The organism is Ramlibacter sp. (assembly GCF_029866045.1).
In the GTDB taxonomy this organism is placed as follows: domain Bacteria; phylum Pseudomonadota; class Gammaproteobacteria; order Burkholderiales; family Burkholderiaceae_C; genus Ramlibacter.
The window spans coordinates 1-19,032 of sequence record NZ_JARXAB010000050.1; the positions used below are offsets into that span (position 1 = coordinate 1).

Consider the following 19,032-nt stretch of genomic DNA (forward strand, 5'->3'; position numbering starts at 1 on the left):
ACCAGCATGCCAAAAATCAGTTGTACGAACTGGGCACGCCCCTCGACCAGAAACAGCCGGGTCAGTCCCACCGCCTCCGACGAGCGCGGAGCCAGGCCACCAATGATCGAGGGCAGCAGCAGCCAGATGGCCGCTCCCACCAGCGCTCCGGGCAGCGAGCCCATGCCGCCGATGATGATCATCGCGATGAATTGAATAGCGAAGGTGATGCCGAAGGCTTCAGAGGTGACGTTGGTGAGCAGGTAGGCAAAGAGAGCGCCGGCGACCGAAGCGACCGCCGAACTCAGACCGAAGGCCTTAAGCCGCAGGATGCGAACGTCCACCCCCATTGAGGTAGCAGCCAGTTCATGGTCCCGCATGGCCTGCATGGCGCGGCCTTCTCGGGTACGCAAGCTCGCAGCAAAACCGGCGTAGACCAGTACCACCAGCGCTAGCAGGAAGAAGTACCAGCGGATGGGGGTGTTGAGCTCCCAGCTGCCCAGCTTGGCGCCAGCATAAGGAATACCCACCACGTCGAAGAACTTGAATTGGTACTCCAGAAAGACATAGACGATCACATGGTGCACTGCCAGCGTCGACAACACGAAGTACAGGCCCCGCACCCGCAAAGAGGGCAGGCCCGCCAAAACGCCCACCAGGGCACCGGAGACCGCAGCAGAAAGCAACACCAGGGGAAAGGGCCAGCCCAGTTGACTGCCGGTGATCGCGGCGGTCATCGCACCTGTTGCGTAGAACGCGGCGTGCCCAATGGAAATGAGGCCCGCGGATCCGGTCAGGTAATTGAGGGAGAGAGCGCCCAACATAGCGATCAACATCAGGTTGACCTGAGTCAGCCCGAGATTGAGGAGCTGCATATTCGAAAGGGCAATGCCAAAGGCAGCGCGGTCGGTCAGAACCACTGGCAGATAGGCCAGGACTGCAACGGCCAACAGGCGCCACAGCCATTTTTGCCACGCTTGCCCGCGAGACAGGGAGGTATTGGTGTTCATGGTGTGCGCCTCCGCTGCCTCAGACCCGGCCCAGCTCGCGCTGGCCGAAAAGGCCCCAGGGCCTGACCATCAGGATCACGAGCAAAAGCAGGTAAATAACGATGTCGCTCGACTTGGGCGAGATGTAGGCTGAGGCCATCTGCTCGATCACGCCGACCAGCAGGCCACCAATGATCGCGCCGGGAATGCTTTGCATGCCGCCGATCACCACCGCCGGCAGGGCCAGCAGGCCGATGGTTTCCAGTTCGGGCGAGGCAATCTGCAACTGGCCCAGGAACAAGCCGCCAATAGCCGCCAGCGTGGTGCCAATGCCCCAGGCGACGCGGTTCATTGCGTTGACGTTGACGCCAGAGACCACGGCCGCCTCGTGGCCGTCGGCGGTGGCGCGCATTAAGAGGCCTACAGAGGTGAAGCGGAAAAAGGCGCCAAAGATGGCCATACAGAGCCAGCTCACGAGAGCGGCCCAAAGGTGCAGGTAGGACATGCGCACATCACCGACCACCAGGACACCCATCGGAAGCGGCGTGCTCAGGGTCCGACCCTGCGGGCCGTAGGTCAGTTCGATCACCGAGCGCAGCACGATGGACAGGGCGATGGTCAGCATGATGACCGAGAGCATCGGGCGGCCCGACAACGGCTGGATCAACAGGATATGAATCACCGCGCCAACCAGTGCTGAGGCGATGACAAGGAAAAGGATGGCCAACGGAAAGGGCAACCCCAGCAGCGAGATTGCGGTGACGGCGAGGTAAGCGCCGAGCACCACAAACATGCCCTGGGCGAAGTTGAAGACGTCCGTGGCCTTGAAGATGACGGTAAAGCCGAGGGCCACCAGCCCGTAGATGCTGCCTAGGGCCAGGCCGCTGAAAAGTACTTGTCCGAACATGGTGGGTCCTCGTCTTTCAGTTCAAGCTTGGATCAGCGGGTGTACTTGGCGTAGTCGGCGTAGTCGCCGAAGGCCTTGAACTTGTTGGTGCCATAGTCATAGCCAAACAGCTTGAACACCACCGGTCCGGTGGTATTGGTCGGGGTGTAGACGATAGGTGCCGCGAGGCCCTTGCTGTCCACGGTAAAACCCTTGGACAGCGAATCGGCCAGGCGGGCACGGGTGGGGTTGGCGCCCAGACGAGCAATCGCCTCAGCAGCCATCTGGCCCGTGATCCAGCCAGACACGTAGTTGATGTCGGCCTGCATGCCGTTGCGGCCGATACGGTCGGCATAGGCGGACATGTCACGGTTACCAGCGGACTGGTCGGCGCCGCCCGGGGTGAAGCAGCTGATGAAGTTGTAGTTGGCACCCGCCTGCGGCCCCATGGCCTGGAAGATGGCCGGAGCGCCCAGGTAGGTGATGCCGAAAGCCGGCGTCTTCATGCCGTACTGGGCCAGGGCCTTCATCGTGAGGATGGCGGTGTTAGACACGCCATAGATGGTGATGAAGTCGGGCTTGAGGTTCATGATCTCCAGCACCTGGGGCGTGACGTCCACCGCGGTGACCTTCATGGTCACGTGGTGGGCGGTGCCGCCGAGCTTGCCCACCGCCTCGGCGATGTAGTCGTGGTACTCCTTGCCGCCCGCGCTCTCGATGGCCACGGTCACCACCTTAGGGGCCCTGAGCTTGAGGGCGTCAGCGTAGTAGCCCACGCCAGCCTGGGCCATCTGCTTGTAGCCGCAGAAACCGTTGTAGACCATGGGGGAGACGGGCTCGGAGAGCGCCTTGGTGGCGGTGTAGGTGCCAACGATCGGCACCTTGCCCGCCTTGATGGTGGGCGCCAGGGCAACCTGCGAGGCCGAGGTGCCCATGCCAGAGATGGCAATCACCGGGGTCTGGCCGACCAGCTTCTCATAGGCAATCTTGTCGGTGGCCGCGTTAAAGCGGTTGTCTTCGGCCAGCACGTTGATCTTGCGGCCGTTGATGCCACCGCCTTCGTTGACCCTGCGCATGTAGTCCTGGAAGCCGTTGACCCAGATGGCCTGTGAGGCAGAGGTTGGGCCGCTCATGTCCATGAGCAGGCCCCAGTCGATGCGGTCCCTGTAGACGCCGTCGGCCGGCGTTTCCTGGGCGATGGCGCCCAGCGCCAGCAGCCCGGTAGCCACCGCGAGGGTGAGCTTGGTCTTGAGTTGCAGTTTCACGTTGTCTCCTTGGGTTGTCCTGCCGTCCCGGCAGTAGGGGTTGAAAAATCGGTAGGCACGGCTCGGTGGAGCGCGTGCGAAATCGTGAGGCACAGGCTGTCGGCGATCACATCGCCGGCTGGGATCTGCCGGCCTTGTGTGAGGACCCCATGCATCTGGTCATTGCAGTGGACCGCGGTGACCCGTACGCCCTCCGCCTCCAGGCGCTTCGCGTAGGCGCGGCCCTCGTCACACAGCGGGTCGTGGGCCACGGTGAGCACCAGCGCTGGCGCCAGCCCGGCCAGCACGGGCGCGCGCAGGGGAGAGGCGCGCCAGTCGAGCCGGTCTTGCGCTTGCGGGGTGTAGTGGCCGATAAACCAATGCATCGTGGCTGCGGTGAGCGGCACGCCCTGGGTGATGCGGCGGTAGGCGTCGCTGCTCGCGGTCAAGTCGAGCACCGGGTAGAACAGGGCCTGAAAGACCACCGGAGGCAGCGCGCCATCGCGGGCCATGAGGGCCAGGGCCGCAGCCAGGTTGCCACCAGCACTGTCGCCGCCGACGGCCAGGCGCGTGGGGTCGATGTTCAGCGCCTGGGCCTGCGACGCCAGCCAGCGCAGCGTGGCAGCGGCGTCGTCCAAAGCCGCCGGGAAGGGGTGTTCGGGCGCGAGGCGGTAGTCCACCGCAACGACACACAGGCCAGCTCGGTTGGCAATGCGCCGGCACAGGCGGTCGTGGCTGTCCAGATTGCCAATCACCCAGCCGCCACCATGCAAGAACAGCAAGCAGGGCAGCGCAGCCTGCGGGTCGGTGCCTTGGCCGCGATAGACACGCACCGATAACGGGCCCCCCGGGCCGGCAATCTCGGTGTCGACCACCGAGGCCACCTCACCGCCAGGCGTTTGCATGGCGCTCCAACTGGCGGCGTAGGCCTTACGCGCCTGGGCCGGCGTGAGGGCCTCGAAGGGCGGGTAGCCGGCCTCGGCGGCTGCTTGCAGCAGGCGCGCGGCGTCCGGGTCGAGCGGGTGGATGGAGGACCAGGCGTTCATCGACCGCTCCACACCGGGGCACGCTTTTCGGCGAAGGCGCGGGCGCCCTCTTTGGCGTCCTCTGAATTGATCACCGTTTCCAAGAGCGCGTTCTGCCGGGCCCAGGTTTCCTGCGCAGGCCAGCTGGGGGATTCGCTCACCACCTGCTTGGCCACCCGCACCGCCATCGGACTGTTGGCGGCAATGCGCTCTGCCAGGGCCAGCGCCGCCTCGAGGGCCTGGCCAGCCGGAACCAGACGATTGACCAGGCCCCACTGGCGCGCCTCGGTGGCAGGCAGCAGGTCGCCGGTGAGGGCGAGCTCCATCGCGATTTGCGGCGGGATGCGGCGCGGCAGGCGCAGCAGGCCACCAGAGCCAGCAATCAACCCGCGCTTGACCTCGGGAATACCGAACTGCGCCGCCTCGGAGGCGACGATCAGGTCGCAGGCGAGAGCAATTTCGCAACCGCCGGCCAGGGCATAGCCCTCTACCGCGGCAATCAACGGCTTGACCGGCGGGGTCTGCACGATGCCGGCCAGGCCCCGGCCAGGCAGCTCCACCCGCTCGCCGCGCAAAAAGGCTTTGAGGTCCATGCCGGTGCAGAAGTTTCCGCCGGCGCCGGTGAGGATGCCCACCGACAGGGTCGGGTCGGCATCAAGCTGATCCATCGCTGCGGCCAGGGCCTCGGAGGTGGCGCGGTCGATCGCGTTGCGCACCGCGGGCCGCTCGATGGTGACAACCCACACCGCGCCATGGCGCGCCACGCGCACCGTTTCCCTGGTGGCAGCTTGAGCCGGTACGGTGTTCAGGTCGTGGGAAGCAGCCATGGGCATCAGTCCTTTTGCAGGCGGGCCTTGAGGCCACCACGGTCACGGATCACGCGGCCGGCGCGCACAGCGCCCTCACGCACCCGGACCATGCCGTTGCAATTGAGAAGCTCTTGCCGGTCACGCGCCGGCACACCTGGCAGGCCGCCAAGATAACGACCCCGCTGGCGCGCGTGAAAGGCCACGTCGTCGCCGGAGGAGAAGATGTCCGCCACCTCCACCGAGTCCACTGCAAACTGGAGCGGCAGGCCGGTCAGGTGGTCATCGTCCACACGCACCTCGGCCACGGCCGCAGGCCAGGCGCAGGTGAGCCACTGGCGCACGACCGATTCGGCGGCGGGGTTGGCGCCTTGCGGCAACGTGTCCCAGGGCGCGGCAGCCGGCGGGTCGATCGCGTCGGTGCAGCCCGCCCGCAACTGGCGGCTCCGCGTGAAGTAATCCTCCTGCGCGCAGCAACCCACCAAGCGCTCACCACGGGCGCGGTAAATCGCCACGCCGGACCAGGCCGCTGCCTTGCCGCCGGGCCCACCTGCGGCGCCATGCTCGCTGAACCAGACCGCTACCCGGTCGGCCTTGTCACCGCTGCCAGGCAGCACCTGATGCACCGTCATGCCCATGCCGGGGAACTGTTCGAACTGCTGGCGCACCGCGGGGAGCCACTGGGTGTCGCGGCCGTCGAACAGGTAGTCGCCGATCTCCAGCGCGTACTCGGGACAGATGAACTCGCGCGCGGCCTCGTCACTTTGGCCGTTGAAATAGTCCACCACCCAGCGGCGGGCCAGAGCGACCGGGCTCATTGCACCGCCCCTTGGCGAAGTTCGGGTTGCACGCGCCGCAGTTCGCGTTTGAGCAGCTTGCCCGAGGCATTGCGCGGCAAAACATCGGCAAACACCACCGAGGTCGGGCACTTGTAGTGCGCCAGGCGCTTGCGGGTGAAGGCGATGAGTTCTTCCGGCGTGGCCGACTGCCCCTCCTTGCACACCACCACCGCGCGCGGGGTCTCGCCCCATTTCTCGTGTGGCACGCCAATCACCGCCACCTCGCGCACCGCCGGGTGGCCATTGAGTACGTTCTCGATCTCGGCGGGGTAGATGTTCTCGCCGCCCGAGATGATCATGTCCTTGAAGCGGTCGAAGAGGAAGATGTAGCCCTCTTCGTCCAGGAAGGCGGCGTCTCCGGTGCGCAGCCAGGCACCGCCTTCACCCTCAACGAGGGCTGTGGCGGTTTCATCAGGCTGCCGGAAGTAGCCCTTCATCACCATGCGCGAGCGGATCCAGAGTTCGCCCACCTGGCCCGCGGGTGCATCGGCCAAGGTGCTCGGGTCGACCACCCGCAGGTCGACCCAGGGGTAGGCGCGGCCCACCGAGCTCAGAAGGCGGGCCTTGGGGCCTTCGGGCGCATGGTCCTCGGGGGGCAGTACGGCCACGGTGCCCGCGGTCTCGGTCATGCCGTAGGCCTGAATGAAGCGGCAGTGCAACATGTCCATCGCCCGGCGCAGCAGCACGTCGCCCATGGGCGCGGCGCCATACATCAGGAGTTGCAGGCTCGAGAGCTTGGCCTGCGCCACGCCGGGGACCATCAGCAGCGCCTGGATGACGGTAGGCACGAGGAAGGTGTGCGTGACGCGGTGGCGGGCGATCTTGTCGACGATCAGCGCCGGGTTCACCTCGCGCAGCAAGACAGTGTGCCCGCCACGGACCATGGTGCTCGAGCCGTAGCCGCAGCCACCGATGTGGAACATCGGCATCGCAACCAAATTGACGCTTTCGTTGCCCATGCCCCAAGCCTCGCCCAAGCGCTCGGTATAGGACATGGCCTCGTTGGTGATCATCACCCCCTTGGGAAGGCCGGTGGTACCCGAGGTATACAGAAGCAGCGCCACCTCGTCCGGCGCACCTTCGTGGCCAGGATCCTCCGCCTTAGCAGCTTGGCGCCAGAGTTCGTAATAGGCCCCCAGACGAACAATGCGCATGCCTGCTGCCACCTCCGTGGGCACCTCGGCCAGCAAGGGCTCCTCGTCGGGTGCCACCACCAGCACCTTGGGCGCGGCATCGGTCACGATGGCCGCGATCTCACGGGCCGACAGCCGCCAGTTGAGGCCTGCGAGCACCGCACCGACCATGTTGCAGGCAAACAGGAGCTCAAACGACTCGGCGCAGTTCTTGGCCAGCATGGCCACCCGGTCCCCCGGCTGCACACCCTCAGCACGCAAGGCCTGCCCGACGCGGGCGCTGCCCGCTTGCAACTGGGCAAAGCTCCAAGTCTGCTCGCCAAATGTCAGCGCAGGCGCATCCGGCCGCTGGCTGGCATGACGGCGCAGGATCTGGGCGTAGGTGGGCGTGGACATGGTGTAGCTCCTGCGGGGAATCAGTAGCTCTTGGGAAGCCCCAGGCTGTGCTGGGAAATGAAGTTGAGGATCATCTCGCGGCTCACCGGCGCCGTCTTGTGCAGACGGGCGATGAACCACAGGTCGGCCAGGCCGTATTCGATGGCCAAGCCGTTGCCGCCGTGAATTTGCATCGCCTGGTCCAGCGCCTCCAGAGAGGCATCGGCAGCAGCGAACTTGGCCATGTTGGCGGCCTCGCCTGCATCGGGCGAGCCGACGTCAAAAAGAAACGCAGCGCGGGCCGCCATCAGGCGGGCCTGCTGCACCGCGATGTAGGACTTGGCCAGAGGGTGGGACAGACCCTGGTGGGTGCCGATCGGGACGCCCCAGACCGAACGGTCCTGGGCCTGGCGGCTGCCCCGCTCGATGGCGTAGCGGGCAATGCCGTTGTTGATGGCCGCAGCGCAGACACGCTCGGGGTTCAGCCCGGCAAACAGCTGTTTGAGGCCCTGGCCTTCCTGGCCCACCAGGGCTTCGGCGCCGACCCGCACCTCATCGAAGAAAACGGTGAAGGAGGTCTCGGGCACATGCAGCGCCGTCTCGATCGGGGTCTTGCTGATGCCGGGGTGGTTAGCCGGCACGATGAACAGAGACAGCGGATGGCGGCCCTTATCGTCGGCCTTGTCGCCGCGGCAGACCACCATCACCGAGTCGGCCTCGTCCAGACCTGACGTCCAGTATTTGTTGCCGTTGATCACCCAGTCATTGCCCTCACGGCGGGCGGTGGTGGTGACCTTGTGGGTGTTGGTGCCTGCGTTGGGTTCGGTGATGGCAAAGGACAGGCGCTTCTTGCCCGTGGCCAGGCCGGGCAGCCACTCGTCCTTCATCGCCTGGCTGCCATGCTGCTCGATGATGGGCGCGCAGATCGAGCCGATCACCAGCGAGAGCATGGGGCAGCCCTGAGCCGCCGCCTCCTCGACGATGAGGTTGTAGTCGGCCAGGCCGCTGCCACCGCCCCCGTACTGCTCGGAGATATGCACGCCCAGAAAGCCGGCGTCGCCCATGGCACGCCAAAGCGCCTCGGGCTTGGCCTTGCGCTTGTAAACGTCCTGGAAGTACTTACGACCAAAGCTGCCCACCAGCTTACCCACGCTCTCGCGCAGCATCGGGTGGTGGTCGGCGGTGTCGACGAGGGTGGAGGAAAAGATGGTGGACATGGGTGACGGTGAGATGTGTGGGCGCAGGGCTCAGGCCTTGGCTATCCAGTCAAAAAAGCCTCGGCCGCTCTTTTGGCCCAGATGGCCCTGGGCCACCAGTTCTTCCAGGATGCGCGGCGGCGCGTAGCGCTCGCCCAGAGACTGGCTGAGGGCGCGGGCGATATCCAGACGCACATCGAGACCGACGATGTCCGACAGGCGCAGCGGGCCGACCGGGTGCCGGTAGGCCAGCACCGCGGCGCGGTCGATGTCATCGGCGCTGGCCACGCCGTCTTGCAACATGCGCATCGCCTCCAGCGAGGCGATCAGGTCGAGGCGGCTGGTGGCAAAACCCGGCACGTTGCGCACAGTGATCGGCGTCTTTCCGATCGAGCCCACCCACTGGCGAGCCAGATCGAGCACCTCGGGCCTAGTCTTCGCGCCATGAATCAATTCGACCAGGGCCAGGGACCAGACTGGGTTGAAGAAGTGCATGCCCAAAAAGGCGCCCGCGTCGGGGACCGACTGCGCCAGCTCGTCGATGGACAGTGCGCTGGTGTTGGTGCCAATCACCCGCGGCTGGCGGGCAGCGATGCCGGCGAGGACCTCGCACTTGAGTGCGAGGCGCTCGGGCACGGTCTCGACCACCAGGTCCAGACCCAGGGGCAGGTCGGCCACTGCGCCCAGACGCGGAACGCCAGCGGCGTGCTGGGCCTGCTCAGCGTTCAGCTTGCCGCGTTGCACGCCGGCAGCGGCGGCCGAGGCCAAGGTGCGGCGCAGGGAATCGGCGCGGCCCGCATCGGGCTCGACCACGAAGACCTCCCAGCCAGCGACCGCAAAGACATAGGCAATGCCCACGCCCATGGTGCCGCCGCCGACGACGGCCATGCGCAGGGATTGCTTGGGGCTGGCGCTCATGCGGCGACCCTTCTGAAAGAGATGGGGGCCGCGCATACGGCGGACAAACTCATGCGGCACTCTTGCGACGCATGACTTAGGCCGCGATCTTGCGTCGCGTGATTTAGGCCGCGGTCTCGCGTCGCGTGACCTAAGCCGCGGTCTTGCGACGCGCGGGGGGGGTCTTGGCGCGCACCATGGCCAGCACCAGGTCGGCCGCGCCCTCTGAGGCCTCGGCAATCGTCAGACGCCCCTTGGGACGGAACCAGACCTGCGACCAGCCGATGATCCCGCCGATGGACAGCGCCGCCAGCCGAATGTCGGCCACATCGAACTCGCCGCTGGCCACACCGTCCTCGATCAGCCCCACCAGCTTGCGGTCGAACTCGCGCCGCAGGGTGTTGATCGTGTCCCGATCCGCCTGCGCCAGTTCCTTCTCCTCGCGGCTGTAAATCACTGCATGCGCCTGGTGACTCAGCACCGCCGCCATGAAGTCGCGCGTCACCACCTTGAGCCGTTCGCTGGCCGAACCCTGCTGCGTGAGCGCCCGGTTCAGCGACTCGTGCGCCAGCATGATGGCCCGCGAGCAGATTTCGGCGAGGAGTTCGTTCTTCGACGCAAAGTGCGTGTAGATAAAGGGCTTCGTGACATGCAGCGAATCGGCCACCTGCTCCAGTGTCGTGCGCCCATAGCCCTGGTGATAGAACAGGTCGACCGCGGCCGACAGAATTCGCTCGCGCTTGAGGCGGGAGACCGCGTCCCGAATATCCTCCGGCGCGTCCGCGGCAGCGGGGCTGCGCCGGGGCACACGGGTCGGCGGTGATTTCACAGTGGGCTTGGTGCCAGCCTTCTTGCGGCTCGCGGGGCCCGTCAACTTGCCTGCCGTCTTGGTCATGGTGGGAAGGATAGCGCAGGGTGGTTCGGCTTCCGGCCTGAGGACCGGGAGTGAGATACAGGGTGGCTACGCCGCCCCGGCGAAGGAGATGCTCACGCATGGCTGCCTCCGTTGATCTGGATGCCCTGGCCGGTGATGTGACTGGCCAGATCCGACGCCAGGTAGACCATGAGGTTGGCAACCTCCTCGGGCAGCGCGTAGCGTCCGTCGGGAATGGAGGCGGCACGCTGCTGGCGCAGGCGATCGGCGTCACCGTCCCGAGCCTGCCCGGCTTCAATGGCCTGGAGCATGGGCGTGTCCACCGGACCGGGGCAGACCGCGTTCACACGCACGCCCTTGCGCGCCACCTCCAGGGCTGCGGTCTTGGTCAGCCCAAGCACCGCATGCTTGCTGGCGGTGTAGGGGCCCAGCATGCGGGTGCCGATGTAGGAGCCCAGCGAGCCGGTGTTGACCACCGCGCCACGGCCCTGAGCGATCATCACCGGCAGCACATGCTGCAGGCCCAGGAAGACGCCACGCACATTGATGGCCATGACACGGTCGAACAGGTCCTCGGGGTAGTCCACTAGATCATGAATCGGACCCTGCCAGCCAGCGTTGTTCATGAAAATATCGATGCGCCCCCAGGCCTGCAGTGCCTGCGCCACATAGGCGGCAACGTCCTGGCTACGGCTCACGTCGGCCACAGCCATTTGGGCCTGGCCACCCGCCGCCGCCACCTCGGCCACCGTCGCTTCGGCAGCGGCGCGGTCCAGGTCGACCACCAGCACCTGGGCGCCCGCGCGTGCCAGGGCCAAGCAAACGGCGCGGCCAATGCCGCCACCGCCGCCTGTCACCACCGCCACCTGACCTTCGAAATCAAACTTCATCGCTCAGGCCGCCTGCGGCGCCTCCGATTGAGCGGCACGGGCCGCCGGGGTCTTGCGAAGGGCAAAGCCGGAATAGCCTTGCTCAGCGCACTCGCTCAGGTGGCGTCGGTAGCCACGAACGCCGCCGGTGTAAGGCATGAAGACCCGCGGCTTGCCCTTGACTTCGGCACCGTTGTAGTAAGAGTCCGTGGTGAGGTAGAGCGTCTGGCGGGCGCGCTCGTTCACATGTGCCACCCAGGCCCGTTCGGCCTCGGGCTCGGCTTCGAACTCGACGACGCCTTGCTCGTCCATTTTCTTGATCAGGGCGGCCAGCCAGTCGATCTGCTCCTCGATCGACACCATCACGTTGCTCAGGAGAGACGGGCTCCCCGGGCCGACCACGATCAGCATGTTGGGGAAATCGGAGACCGACACGCCCAGCTGGGTGACCGGGCCGTCGGCCCACTTCTCGCGCAAGGAAATGCCGCCGCGGCCGACGATGGCTGGCTTGAACAGCGAACCGGTGAAGGCGTCGAAGCCGGTGGCGAAGATGACGATGTCGAATGCGTGATGTTTGGCCGTGGTGCGGATGCCTTCGGGCGTGAACTCGACGATTGGCGACTCCTTGATGTCGGCCAGTTCGACGTTGTCGCGGTTGAAAGCCTGAAAGTAGCCGCTGTCCACCGAGGGGCGGCGGGCGGCGAAGTGGTGGCCGCGAGGCACCAACTTTTGACGCAGCTCGGGCCTGTCGATCACCGAGGCGATCTTGCGGCGGATGAACTCGGCCGCTGTTTCGTTGGCCTCGGCGTTGAGCAGGATGTCGTGGTAGGCCAACGCGAAGCCGAAGCCCAGGCGGTGCCAGGCGGCCTCATACACCTTCTCGCGCTCCTCGGGGCTGACCTCGAGAGCCGACTGCCGGTTGACGGCAAAGCCCAGGCCAGTGGGCGAGTTCCAGGCCCGCTCGCGGCGCTCGCGGTAGTGGGCCTTGACCTGGCGGTCTTCCTCGTCGGACACCGGGGCGTTGGACGCCGGCACGCTGAAGTTGGGCGTGCGCTGGAAAACGGTGAGGTGAGCGGCCAGGCGGGCGATCACCGGCGTCATCTGCATGCCCGAGGAGCCCGTGCCGATGATGGCCACGCGTTTGCCATTGAAGTCGATTGTTTCTTTGCGGGGCCACACTGCGCTATGAATGACGCGCCCCTTGAAGCTGGACTGCCCGGGGTAATCAGGCGCTTTCGTCGTGGAGAGCTGGCCGACGCACATCACGAAATAGCGCGCACTCCATTGGCGGCCGTCCGCGGCAGTGATCATCCAGCGGGCGGCTTGCTCGTCGTAGCGCGCCTCGGTCATGCGGGCATTGAGCAAGATGTCCTTGCGCAGGTCGAAGCGGTCGGCCACGTGGTTGATGTAGCGCAGGATTTCGGGCTGGGTGGCGTAGCGCTCGCTCCAGCGCCACTCCTGCTCGAGCTCCGGGGAGAAGCTGTAGGAGTAGTCGTAGCTTTCCACGTCGCAGCGGGCGCCGGGGTACTGGTTGTGGTACCACACGCCGCCCAGGCCGTCGCTGGCCTCAAGAACCAGCACCTTTTTGCCCTGACCCCGCAGCGTGTGTAGGGCCCGCAATCCGGCAAAGCCGGCGCCAATCACGATCGCATCCACTTCTTGCATTCTTTATCCCTTGGGTCGCCGCCCGGCAGAACGCGCGCCCAGCCAGTGCAGCAAATTTCCCGGTGGTAGATCGAGCTACCGGTGAGTATTCTTTGGATATTTTAGGTATGAAAATCCGACCCTGGGGAAAAAACTCATCAGCAAATACCCCAATACCAACCAGTCGACAAGGCTACCGTCGAGTATTATTGTTGCGGCTGTTGCCCGGTTCCGGGCTGCAAGTGCACCTAGGCCTCGTCGCTTCGCAGGCGTTCGAACACTCGGTTCCGAGTCAATTTCTGAGCTCTTCTCGTCAGTCGCCAAGTTGCCATGCACCCACCCCAAGCCACCGCCGCTCAAGTTGCCACTCAAGTCGCCACAGCCCCTGTGACACAGCGTCAGGAGGCCTTGCGCCTGCGCTTTCCGTCCTGGCAGTCACGCACACTCGACCAGCTGTTTGACGTCATTGCGGCGGAGTTCCCGCAGCGGCCCTGCGTCGTGACCGATGAGGGCCGCTGGAGCTACGCACAGGTCAAGGCATGGTCAGAGCAGCTGGCCGCAGGCCTGGCTTCGGCGGGTGTTCGCCCCGGCGACCACGTGGGCCTGCTCATGGCCAACTACCCTGCCTTCGTGGCCACCAAGCTCGCGATTGCGCGGGCCGGCGCGGTGTGCGTGCCGATCAACTTCCTGAACCGGCGAGACGAGTTGGGCTATGTGCTGCGCCAGTCGGACGCAGTGCTGCTGATCACGATGGACCAGTTCCGAGGCCTGAACTACCAACAGTTCCTCGACGAACTCGCCCCAGGCTGGGCGCAACAAGGCGGCGGTGAGGCCTTCCCAAAGCTGCGACAGGTGGTGATGTTTCCCACGGGAGAGGGTCCAGGCCCCCACGAGAGCGCAGCGCAGTTACAGGACTTCGGCGCGGGCCTCACCTGGCAGCCGATCGCGCAGCGGAACCCCCATGGCAACTGCGACATCATCTACACCTCCGGCACCACTGGTGCGCCCAAGGGCGTGATGATCACCCACGACATGATGCTGCGCACGGCCTTCGGCAGCGCCTGGGGCCGTGCCTTCGAGGACGGCCGCCGCATCCTGTTTTCCTTGCCGATGTACCACGTGTACGGCTATGTAGAGGGCATGCTGGCGGCGCTGTTCGTAGGAGGCTCCATCGTGCCGCAGCTGCGATTCGATGCGGCCGAGACGCTGGACGGCATCGAGCGGCATGAGGCCAGCGATGTGCTGCTGATTCCCACCATGACCCTGGCGCTGGTCGACGAGCAGCGCCGGCGCCGCCGCGCCCTGCCCTCTTTGCTTTCCATGATTTCCTCGGGGGGCCGCTCGCCCGCCACGCTCTGGGCGCAGATCGACGAGTGGCTGGGCCCCGTGGAACTGACCACGGGCTACGGCATGACCGAGGTCACCGCCTCCAGCACCGTCACACGCCCGGATGATCCGGCCGAGCGGCGCCTCAACACCAACGGCCGCTTGCGCGATGTGGGCCCCGCGGGTGACCCGGTCTTGGGTGGGCGCTTGGTGGCCTACCGCGTGGTCGACCCCGAAACCGGTCGCCTCGTCGCACCTGGCGAGGTGGGAGAACTGCAGGCCAAGGGGCTGGGCGTGACCGCTGGCTACTACAACAAGCCCGAGGCAACCGCGGAGGCCTTCACGGCCGACGGCTGGCTGCGCACCGGAGACCTGGGGCGTATCGACGCGGACGACTACCTCACCCTGGTGGGGCGCCGCAAGGAGTCTTACCGCTGCGGCGGCGAGTTGGTCATGCCCACTGAGGTGGAAGACCTGCTAGTCACCCACCCGGCCGTGCTTCAGGCCCATGTGGTGCCTGTCCCCGACGAGCGAATGGGCGAGGTGGGCGTGGTCTTCGTGGTGCTACGCGACTCACCCCAAGTGACAGACGAGGAACTTCTGGCCCTGTGCCGCGAGCGGGTGGCTCGCTTCAAGGTGCCGCGCCATGTGCTGCGGATCCGCGCCGAGGACATTCCGGCTACGCCATCAGGCCGAGCCCGCAAATTCTTGCTCACGCAAATTGCGCTCGAACGCCTGGGGCTGACCGCCTGAGGCAATGAACCCTCCTTCCAACCGGCGCTGACGCGCGTGCCGCACCAGAACAGACGACGCCGGAATCCGATAAGAAGCAAAGAAAGGGACTCCATGACAGACACACTTCTCGGCCGCCCCGTTCAGGGCCTGGTCACACGCGACACCCCGGTCGGCCACACATTGGTGGGCGTGAAGAAGAAGGCCGCCATCCAGCTCATGGGCTCGCGCTTGTGGGGCCGCTTCAACCCCAACCACTGGGACCCGGTGTACGCCGCGCAAACAGGCCTCGCTGCCCCCATACAGACCGGCGAAATGTCCTCGGCCTACATCGCCGAGATGTGCGTGAACCACTTCGGCGCCAACTTCCTGCGCGGCGCCCGCGTGGTGTGCAAATACGTGGGGTCGACCCTGGCCAATGAGGTGATCACCACCCATGGCGTGGTACGCGAGAAAACGCCCAAGGGCAATGGCTATCGATTCACCGTCGATGTCTGGGCCGAGAACGAGGCCGGCGACAAGAAAACCGTAGGCTGGGTCGAAGTGGACGTTGGCGTCTGAGGAGAGCAATCGAATGACTGAGCACAAAACCCTCCCCGCTACCGACGCCCTGATGCCGATGACCGAGATTCAGGTTCGCCAGGTGCGCGACTTTGTCGACAGCCTGGCCGAGGAATCCCAGACCTACTGGGACATGGTCGCCATTGGCGACGAGCTCTCGCGAGAGTTACATATCACCCCGGAGCTTGTGATCCTCTACGCAGACGCGGTGGAGGATTACAACCCCTGGTACGAGGGCTGGAAGATGAACACCTGGAAAATCCCAGGCGAATCGCCCTTCGGCCCGGCGGTGGTGCCGCCGCTGCTGGTTTCACATTTCGTGCTGTCGGTGCAGTTCGACCACACCAAGCCCTTCGCGGTAGGCTCCATTCACACCTTCCACGACTCAGAGATCCTCGAGCCAATTCCAGTGGGCGCCACCGTGCGGATCACCACCCGGGCGATCGACAAGTTCATCAAGCGCGAGCGCCGCTACGTGCGCCACGAGGTGCATGTGACCGATGTCGCCAGCGGCACGCTGTACTTTCGCGAAGTGCGCGACATCCTTTCGCTGTGAACAGCGCCATTCATTCCGCGCCGGTCGTGCCGGGCCTGTTTGAAGGCCAGGGCGACAGCACCCGCCTGCTCGCGTCCCGCTGCCGCGGCTGCGGCTCGGTCTACTTTCCGCGCAGCCTGAGCTGCCGTCACCCGCGTTGCACCGACAAAGCGCCGCAGGACATCCTCCTCGGGCCACAGGGCACCCTTTACAGCTTCACCGTGCAGGCCTACCGTCCGCCGGCACTCTTCGTCCTGGACGACTGGGCGCCCTACGCCCTGGGCCTCGTCGAGCTGCCCGAGGGCCTGCGGGTCATGGCCATGCTCACCGGCCGCGCGCCGCAGGACTGGCGCATCGGCGAGCCGGTGGCGTTGACCACTGGCGTTTTGCACCGGGATAGCGAGGGTCGTGACGTGCTCACCTACCAATTCAGGCCAGTCGCAGCGGCCATTTCCGCTGAAGGGGCAAGCGAATGAGGCCGGTGTACGTTCTGGGCGCAGGCGCCCACGCCTGGGGCAAGTTCCCGAACAAGCCCCAGCTGCAGTTGGCGCTCGACGCGCTGGCAGAAGCGCTCAAGGACGCCGGCCTGGCCTGGGCTGACCTGCAAGGCCTGGTGGCCGCCAGCTCCCGCTTCGAGGGCGGCATGGGATGGGGCCTGCACGCCAACGAGATCCTGCAAGCCGGCGGCGAGAGCGGTATCCCCGCGATCAACGTGGGTGGCGGCTGCGCCGCCGGGGCGATTGCCATCCACGAGGCCTATGCGTTGGTCGCCAGCGGCCAGTGCGATGTCGCTGCGGCAGTGGGCGCCGAGCGCATGCCCAAAGGCTTCATTCCCCGCCCACCGGGGCTGGCCGACGACATCAGCGACCCGGACTTCCTGCGATGGGTGGCGATGGGCGCCACCAATCCGGCCTACTGGGCACTGGAGGCGCGCCGGCGCATGCACGACTTCGGCACCCGGGCAGAGACCTTCGCCGCCGCCTCGTCGCTGATGCACCAGCACGCGCTGGGTAACCCCCGAGCCCGCTACCGCAAGGCCTGCTCGGTCGAGGAAGTGCTGGCCTCACCGATGGTGAGCGACCCGCTGCATCTGCTGGAGATCTGCGCGGTGAGCGACGGCGCCGCCGCACTGGTGCTGGGCACCGAAGCACAAGCCCGCCAACGCGGTGGCCCAATAGTGCGGGTGGCCGGCTGCGCCGCTGCCACCGGCCAGTTCGGTGACCCGGCGGCGCGCATTCCTACTGTGTCGCAAACGCTCCTTCCCGGCGTCTCGCACACCAGTGAAGTGGTGGGCGCGGTGCATCGCGCCATGGCGCAGGCGGGCGTCTCGCATGCCGACGTGGACCTGATCGAGATGGCCGACAACACCGCCTGGCATGTGCTCGCCTGGCCTGAACTGTTCGGATTCGCTGAACCTGGCGAGTCGGATCGTCTGCTCGCCAACGGCGGCTACGGTCTGGCCGGCCGGCTGCCGATCAACCCGAGCGGCGGCTTCCTTTCCTTCGGCGAGGCCACTACCGCACAGGGGGTGCTCCAAGTCTGCGAGCTGGCCTGGCAGCTGCGTGGCGAGGCCGCGGGCCGGCAGGTCGAAGGCGCGCGCGTCGGTCTGAGCGCGGTCTTGGGGCTGGGAGCGAATGGCGCTTCGGTCGTCCTCACGCGATAGAGAGCCCGGTGCAGCGCGTGCTCCAGACCGGCATTCCACTCAGGGTGACTGCAGCTGGCATTGCAAACACACGGCATCACGCGCCCTAGAATGCTCCCTTGCTTTCGGGTGCGGCGGCGCGTGAGCGCTGCACCTGCCGCCTCAACTTCTTCTTTCTTCCTCCACGAATTTTTTGACCATGAGCACTCGTCACATTGGCGTTATCGGCGCCGGCACCATGGGCAATGGCATCGCGCAGGTCTGCGCCGTCGCCGGCCTCGATGTCACCATGACCGACATCTCAGACGCAGCCCTGCAAAAAGGCCTGGCCACCATCAGCGCCAGCCTGGACCGTCTGGTGCAAAAGGAGAAACTCACGCCCGATGCCAAGGCCCAGGCCTTGGCCCGAATCAAGACCTCTACCCAGACCACGGATCTGGGCAACTGCGGCTTGGTGATCGAGGCGGCCACCGAGAACCTGGACCTCAAGCTGCGCATCCTGCGCGACTTGGAGAAGGTGGTCGGCCCAGACACGGTGATTGCCAGCAACACGTCCTCCATTTCCATCACGCAAATGGCCGCGGTGCTGCAGCGCCCTGAGCGCTGCGTGGGCATGCACTTTTTCAATCCGGTGCCGATGATGGCGCTGATGGAAGTGATCCGCGGTCTGCAAACCTCCGACACCACCCACCAGGTGGCAGTGGAATTTGCGCAGGCAGTGGGCAAGACCCCGATCACAGTGAAGAACGCGCCGGGCTTTGTGGTCAACCGCATCCTTTGCCCCATGCTGAACGAGGCCATCTTCGTGCTGCAGGAGGGCCTGGCCTCCCCCGAAGAAATCGACGCTGGCATGCGCCTGGGCTGCAACCACCCGATCGGCCCGCTGGCGCTGTGCGACATGATCGGCCTGGACACGCTGCTGGCGGTGATGCAGGTGTTCCACGAAGGTTTTGGCGACCCCAAGTACCGTCCGGCGCCGCTGCTCAAGGAAATGGTTGACGCAGGCCGTCTGGGCCGCAAGACCGGGCGCGGCTTTTACGACTACGCGAAGAAGTAAGTGCCACCCGGCGGGAACCAAGGGCCCCTCGTGGGCCCTTTTCGTTTGGCCTCTTTGGGTACCTTGAGTTGGGGTTGAAGTGGAACGCGAGGTGTTGGCGTTGGCGTAGCACGCGCCGTGTGTGCGGCAGGGGCCCGGCGGCTTCGATGCAGGGGCCCTTCGGGCTTCCTTGCGGTGCTCGGCCGCCAGGGGCACGCGAGGCAAACTCGCCGCCTGCGGCAGCTCAAACATGCCTCGCTCTTCGGCCCCCAGCGCCCTGCGCTCCTCAGCCCCGCATAGGCGCCGCCGAACCCCCGCCGCACACCCGCCGCTCACCTCAGGCGGAGGACTTCAGGGCCACCGTCCTGGTGACTCCGCGGACCTGGGCCCCACTGCCCCGCTCCACCGCTCCACCGCTGCCCTGTTGGTATCGCAGGCTCGGTT

18 protein-coding genes are annotated in these 19,032 nt (G+C 66.0%); 6 read left to right on the forward strand and 12 right to left on the reverse strand.

Annotated elements, in window-relative coordinates:
- The 12 genes from QE494_RS05585 to QE494_RS05640 form a co-directional block, all read right to left on the reverse strand.
- Positions 1-989: branched-chain amino acid ABC transporter permease (locus QE494_RS05585; RefSeq protein WP_300041920.1), on the reverse strand; the 989-nt coding region annotated here is incomplete at its 3' end.
- Between the two features lie 19 nt (positions 990-1,008).
- Positions 1,009-1,875 carry a branched-chain amino acid ABC transporter permease gene (locus QE494_RS05590; protein WP_300041921.1) on the reverse strand — a complete coding sequence of 289 codons (867 nt, stop codon included), beginning with the start codon at positions 1,873-1,875 and terminating at the stop codon, positions 1,009-1,011.
- 32 nt (positions 1,876-1,907) lie between these two features.
- A complete protein-coding gene (locus QE494_RS05595) occupies positions 1,908-3,119 on the reverse strand; it encodes an ABC transporter substrate-binding protein (RefSeq protein WP_300041922.1) in 1,212 nt (403 codons plus the stop codon).
- Positions 3,116-4,144: an alpha/beta hydrolase gene (locus tag QE494_RS05600; protein WP_300041923.1), complete on the reverse strand. Its 1,029-nt coding sequence runs from the start codon at positions 4,142-4,144 to the stop codon at positions 3,116-3,118. Before QE494_RS05600 ends, QE494_RS05595 begins: the two co-directional genes overlap by 4 nt.
- Positions 4,141-4,950, reverse strand: a complete 810-nt coding sequence (locus QE494_RS05605) for a crotonase/enoyl-CoA hydratase family protein (RefSeq protein WP_300041925.1) — start codon at positions 4,948-4,950, stop codon at positions 4,141-4,143. Before QE494_RS05605 ends, QE494_RS05600 begins: the two co-directional genes overlap by 4 nt.
- A 5-nt stretch (positions 4,951-4,955) precedes the next feature.
- Positions 4,956-5,747, reverse strand: coding sequence for a hypothetical protein (locus tag QE494_RS05610; protein ID WP_300041926.1), 792 nt, complete (start codon positions 5,745-5,747; stop codon positions 4,956-4,958).
- Positions 5,744-7,297, reverse strand: coding sequence for a long-chain-fatty-acid--CoA ligase (locus QE494_RS05615; protein WP_300041927.1), 1,554 nt, complete (start codon positions 7,295-7,297; stop codon positions 5,744-5,746). Before QE494_RS05615 ends, QE494_RS05610 begins: the two co-directional genes overlap by 4 nt.
- Positions 7,298-7,317: 20 nt before the next feature.
- Positions 7,318-8,493: an acyl-CoA dehydrogenase family protein gene (locus tag QE494_RS05620; protein WP_300041928.1), complete on the reverse strand. Its 1,176-nt coding sequence runs from the start codon at positions 8,491-8,493 to the stop codon at positions 7,318-7,320.
- A 30-nt stretch (positions 8,494-8,523) separates the two neighbouring features.
- Positions 8,524-9,390, reverse strand: coding sequence for a 3-hydroxyacyl-CoA dehydrogenase family protein (locus QE494_RS05625; RefSeq protein WP_300041929.1), 867 nt, complete (start codon positions 9,388-9,390; stop codon positions 8,524-8,526).
- Positions 9,391-9,520: 130 nt separating this feature from the next.
- A complete protein-coding gene (locus QE494_RS05630; protein WP_300041930.1) occupies positions 9,521-10,264 on the reverse strand; it encodes a TetR/AcrR family transcriptional regulator in 744 nt (247 codons plus the stop codon).
- A gap of 92 nt (positions 10,265-10,356) precedes the next feature.
- On the reverse strand, positions 10,357-11,133 hold the full coding sequence (locus QE494_RS05635; protein ID WP_300041931.1) for an SDR family NAD(P)-dependent oxidoreductase: 777 nt from the start codon (positions 11,131-11,133) through the stop codon (positions 10,357-10,359).
- Positions 11,134-11,136: 3 nt separating this feature from the next.
- On the reverse strand, positions 11,137-12,777 hold the full coding sequence (locus QE494_RS05640; RefSeq protein ID WP_300041932.1) for an NAD(P)/FAD-dependent oxidoreductase: 1,641 nt from the start codon (positions 12,775-12,777) through the stop codon (positions 11,137-11,139).
- A gap of 366 nt (positions 12,778-13,143) precedes the next feature.
- On the opposite strand from QE494_RS05640, the gene QE494_RS05645 reads away from it, so the two are divergent.
- The 6 genes from QE494_RS05645 (at position 13,144) to QE494_RS05670 (ending at position 18,609) form a co-directional block, all read left to right on the forward strand.
- Positions 13,144-14,835 carry a class I adenylate-forming enzyme family protein gene (locus tag QE494_RS05645; RefSeq protein ID WP_300041933.1) on the forward strand — a complete coding sequence of 564 codons (1,692 nt, stop codon included), beginning with the start codon at positions 13,144-13,146 and terminating at the stop codon, positions 14,833-14,835.
- A gap of 93 nt (positions 14,836-14,928) precedes the next feature.
- Positions 14,929-15,375, forward strand: a complete 447-nt coding sequence (locus QE494_RS05650) for a MaoC family dehydratase (RefSeq protein WP_300041934.1) — start codon at positions 14,929-14,931, stop codon at positions 15,373-15,375.
- A gap of 13 nt (positions 15,376-15,388) precedes the next feature.
- Positions 15,389-15,931, forward strand: coding sequence for a MaoC family dehydratase (locus QE494_RS05655; RefSeq protein ID WP_300041935.1), 543 nt, complete (start codon positions 15,389-15,391; stop codon positions 15,929-15,931).
- A complete protein-coding gene (locus QE494_RS05660; RefSeq protein ID WP_300041936.1) occupies positions 15,928-16,386 on the forward strand; it encodes a Zn-ribbon domain-containing OB-fold protein in 459 nt (152 codons plus the stop codon). Before QE494_RS05655 ends, QE494_RS05660 begins: the two co-directional genes overlap by 4 nt.
- A complete protein-coding gene (locus QE494_RS05665; RefSeq protein ID WP_300041937.1) occupies positions 16,383-17,573 on the forward strand; it encodes a lipid-transfer protein in 1,191 nt (396 codons plus the stop codon). The genes QE494_RS05660 and QE494_RS05665 overlap by 4 nt, the downstream gene beginning before the upstream one ends.
- A gap of 178 nt (positions 17,574-17,751) precedes the next feature.
- Positions 17,752-18,609 carry a 3-hydroxybutyryl-CoA dehydrogenase gene (locus QE494_RS05670; protein WP_300041938.1) on the forward strand — a complete coding sequence of 286 codons (858 nt, stop codon included), beginning with the start codon at positions 17,752-17,754 and terminating at the stop codon, positions 18,607-18,609.
- Positions 18,610-19,032: the final 423 nt, after the last annotated feature.

Bases quoted from the DNA above. Each gene is read 5' to 3' on its own strand.
- QE494_RS05590 (WP_300041921.1), bottom strand. From the start codon at position 1,875: ATGTTCGGACAAGTACTTTTCAGCGGCCTGGCCCTAGGCAGCATCTAC.
- QE494_RS05600 (WP_300041923.1), bottom strand. From the start codon at position 4,144: ATGAACGCCTGGTCCTCCATCCACCCGCTCGACCCGGACGCCGCGCGC.
- QE494_RS05605 (WP_300041925.1), bottom strand. From the start codon at position 4,950: ATGGCTGCTTCCCACGACCTGAACACCGTACCGGCTCAAGCTGCCACC.
- QE494_RS05610 (WP_300041926.1), bottom strand. From the start codon at position 5,747: ATGAGCCCGGTCGCTCTGGCCCGCCGCTGGGTGGTGGACTATTTCAAC.
- QE494_RS05615 (WP_300041927.1), bottom strand. From the start codon at position 7,297: ATGTCCACGCCCACCTACGCCCAGATCCTGCGCCGTCATGCCAGCCAG.
- QE494_RS05620 (WP_300041928.1), bottom strand. From the start codon at position 8,493: ATGTCCACCATCTTTTCCTCCACCCTCGTCGACACCGCCGACCACCAC.
- QE494_RS05625 (WP_300041929.1), bottom strand. From the start codon at position 9,390: ATGAGCGCCAGCCCCAAGCAATCCCTGCGCATGGCCGTCGTCGGCGGC.
- QE494_RS05630 (WP_300041930.1), bottom strand. From the start codon at position 10,264: ATGACCAAGACGGCAGGCAAGTTGACGGGCCCCGCGAGCCGCAAGAAG.
- QE494_RS05635 (WP_300041931.1), bottom strand. From the start codon at position 11,133: ATGAAGTTTGATTTCGAAGGTCAGGTGGCGGTGGTGACAGGCGGCGGT.
- QE494_RS05640 (WP_300041932.1), bottom strand. From the start codon at position 12,777: ATGCAAGAAGTGGATGCGATCGTGATTGGCGCCGGCTTTGCCGGATTG.
- QE494_RS05650 (WP_300041934.1), top strand. From the start codon at position 14,929: ATGACAGACACACTTCTCGGCCGCCCCGTTCAGGGCCTGGTCACACGC.
- QE494_RS05655 (WP_300041935.1), top strand. From the start codon at position 15,389: ATGACTGAGCACAAAACCCTCCCCGCTACCGACGCCCTGATGCCGATG.
- QE494_RS05665 (WP_300041937.1), top strand. From the start codon at position 16,383: ATGAGGCCGGTGTACGTTCTGGGCGCAGGCGCCCACGCCTGGGGCAAG.
- QE494_RS05670 (WP_300041938.1), top strand. From the start codon at position 17,752: ATGAGCACTCGTCACATTGGCGTTATCGGCGCCGGCACCATGGGCAAT.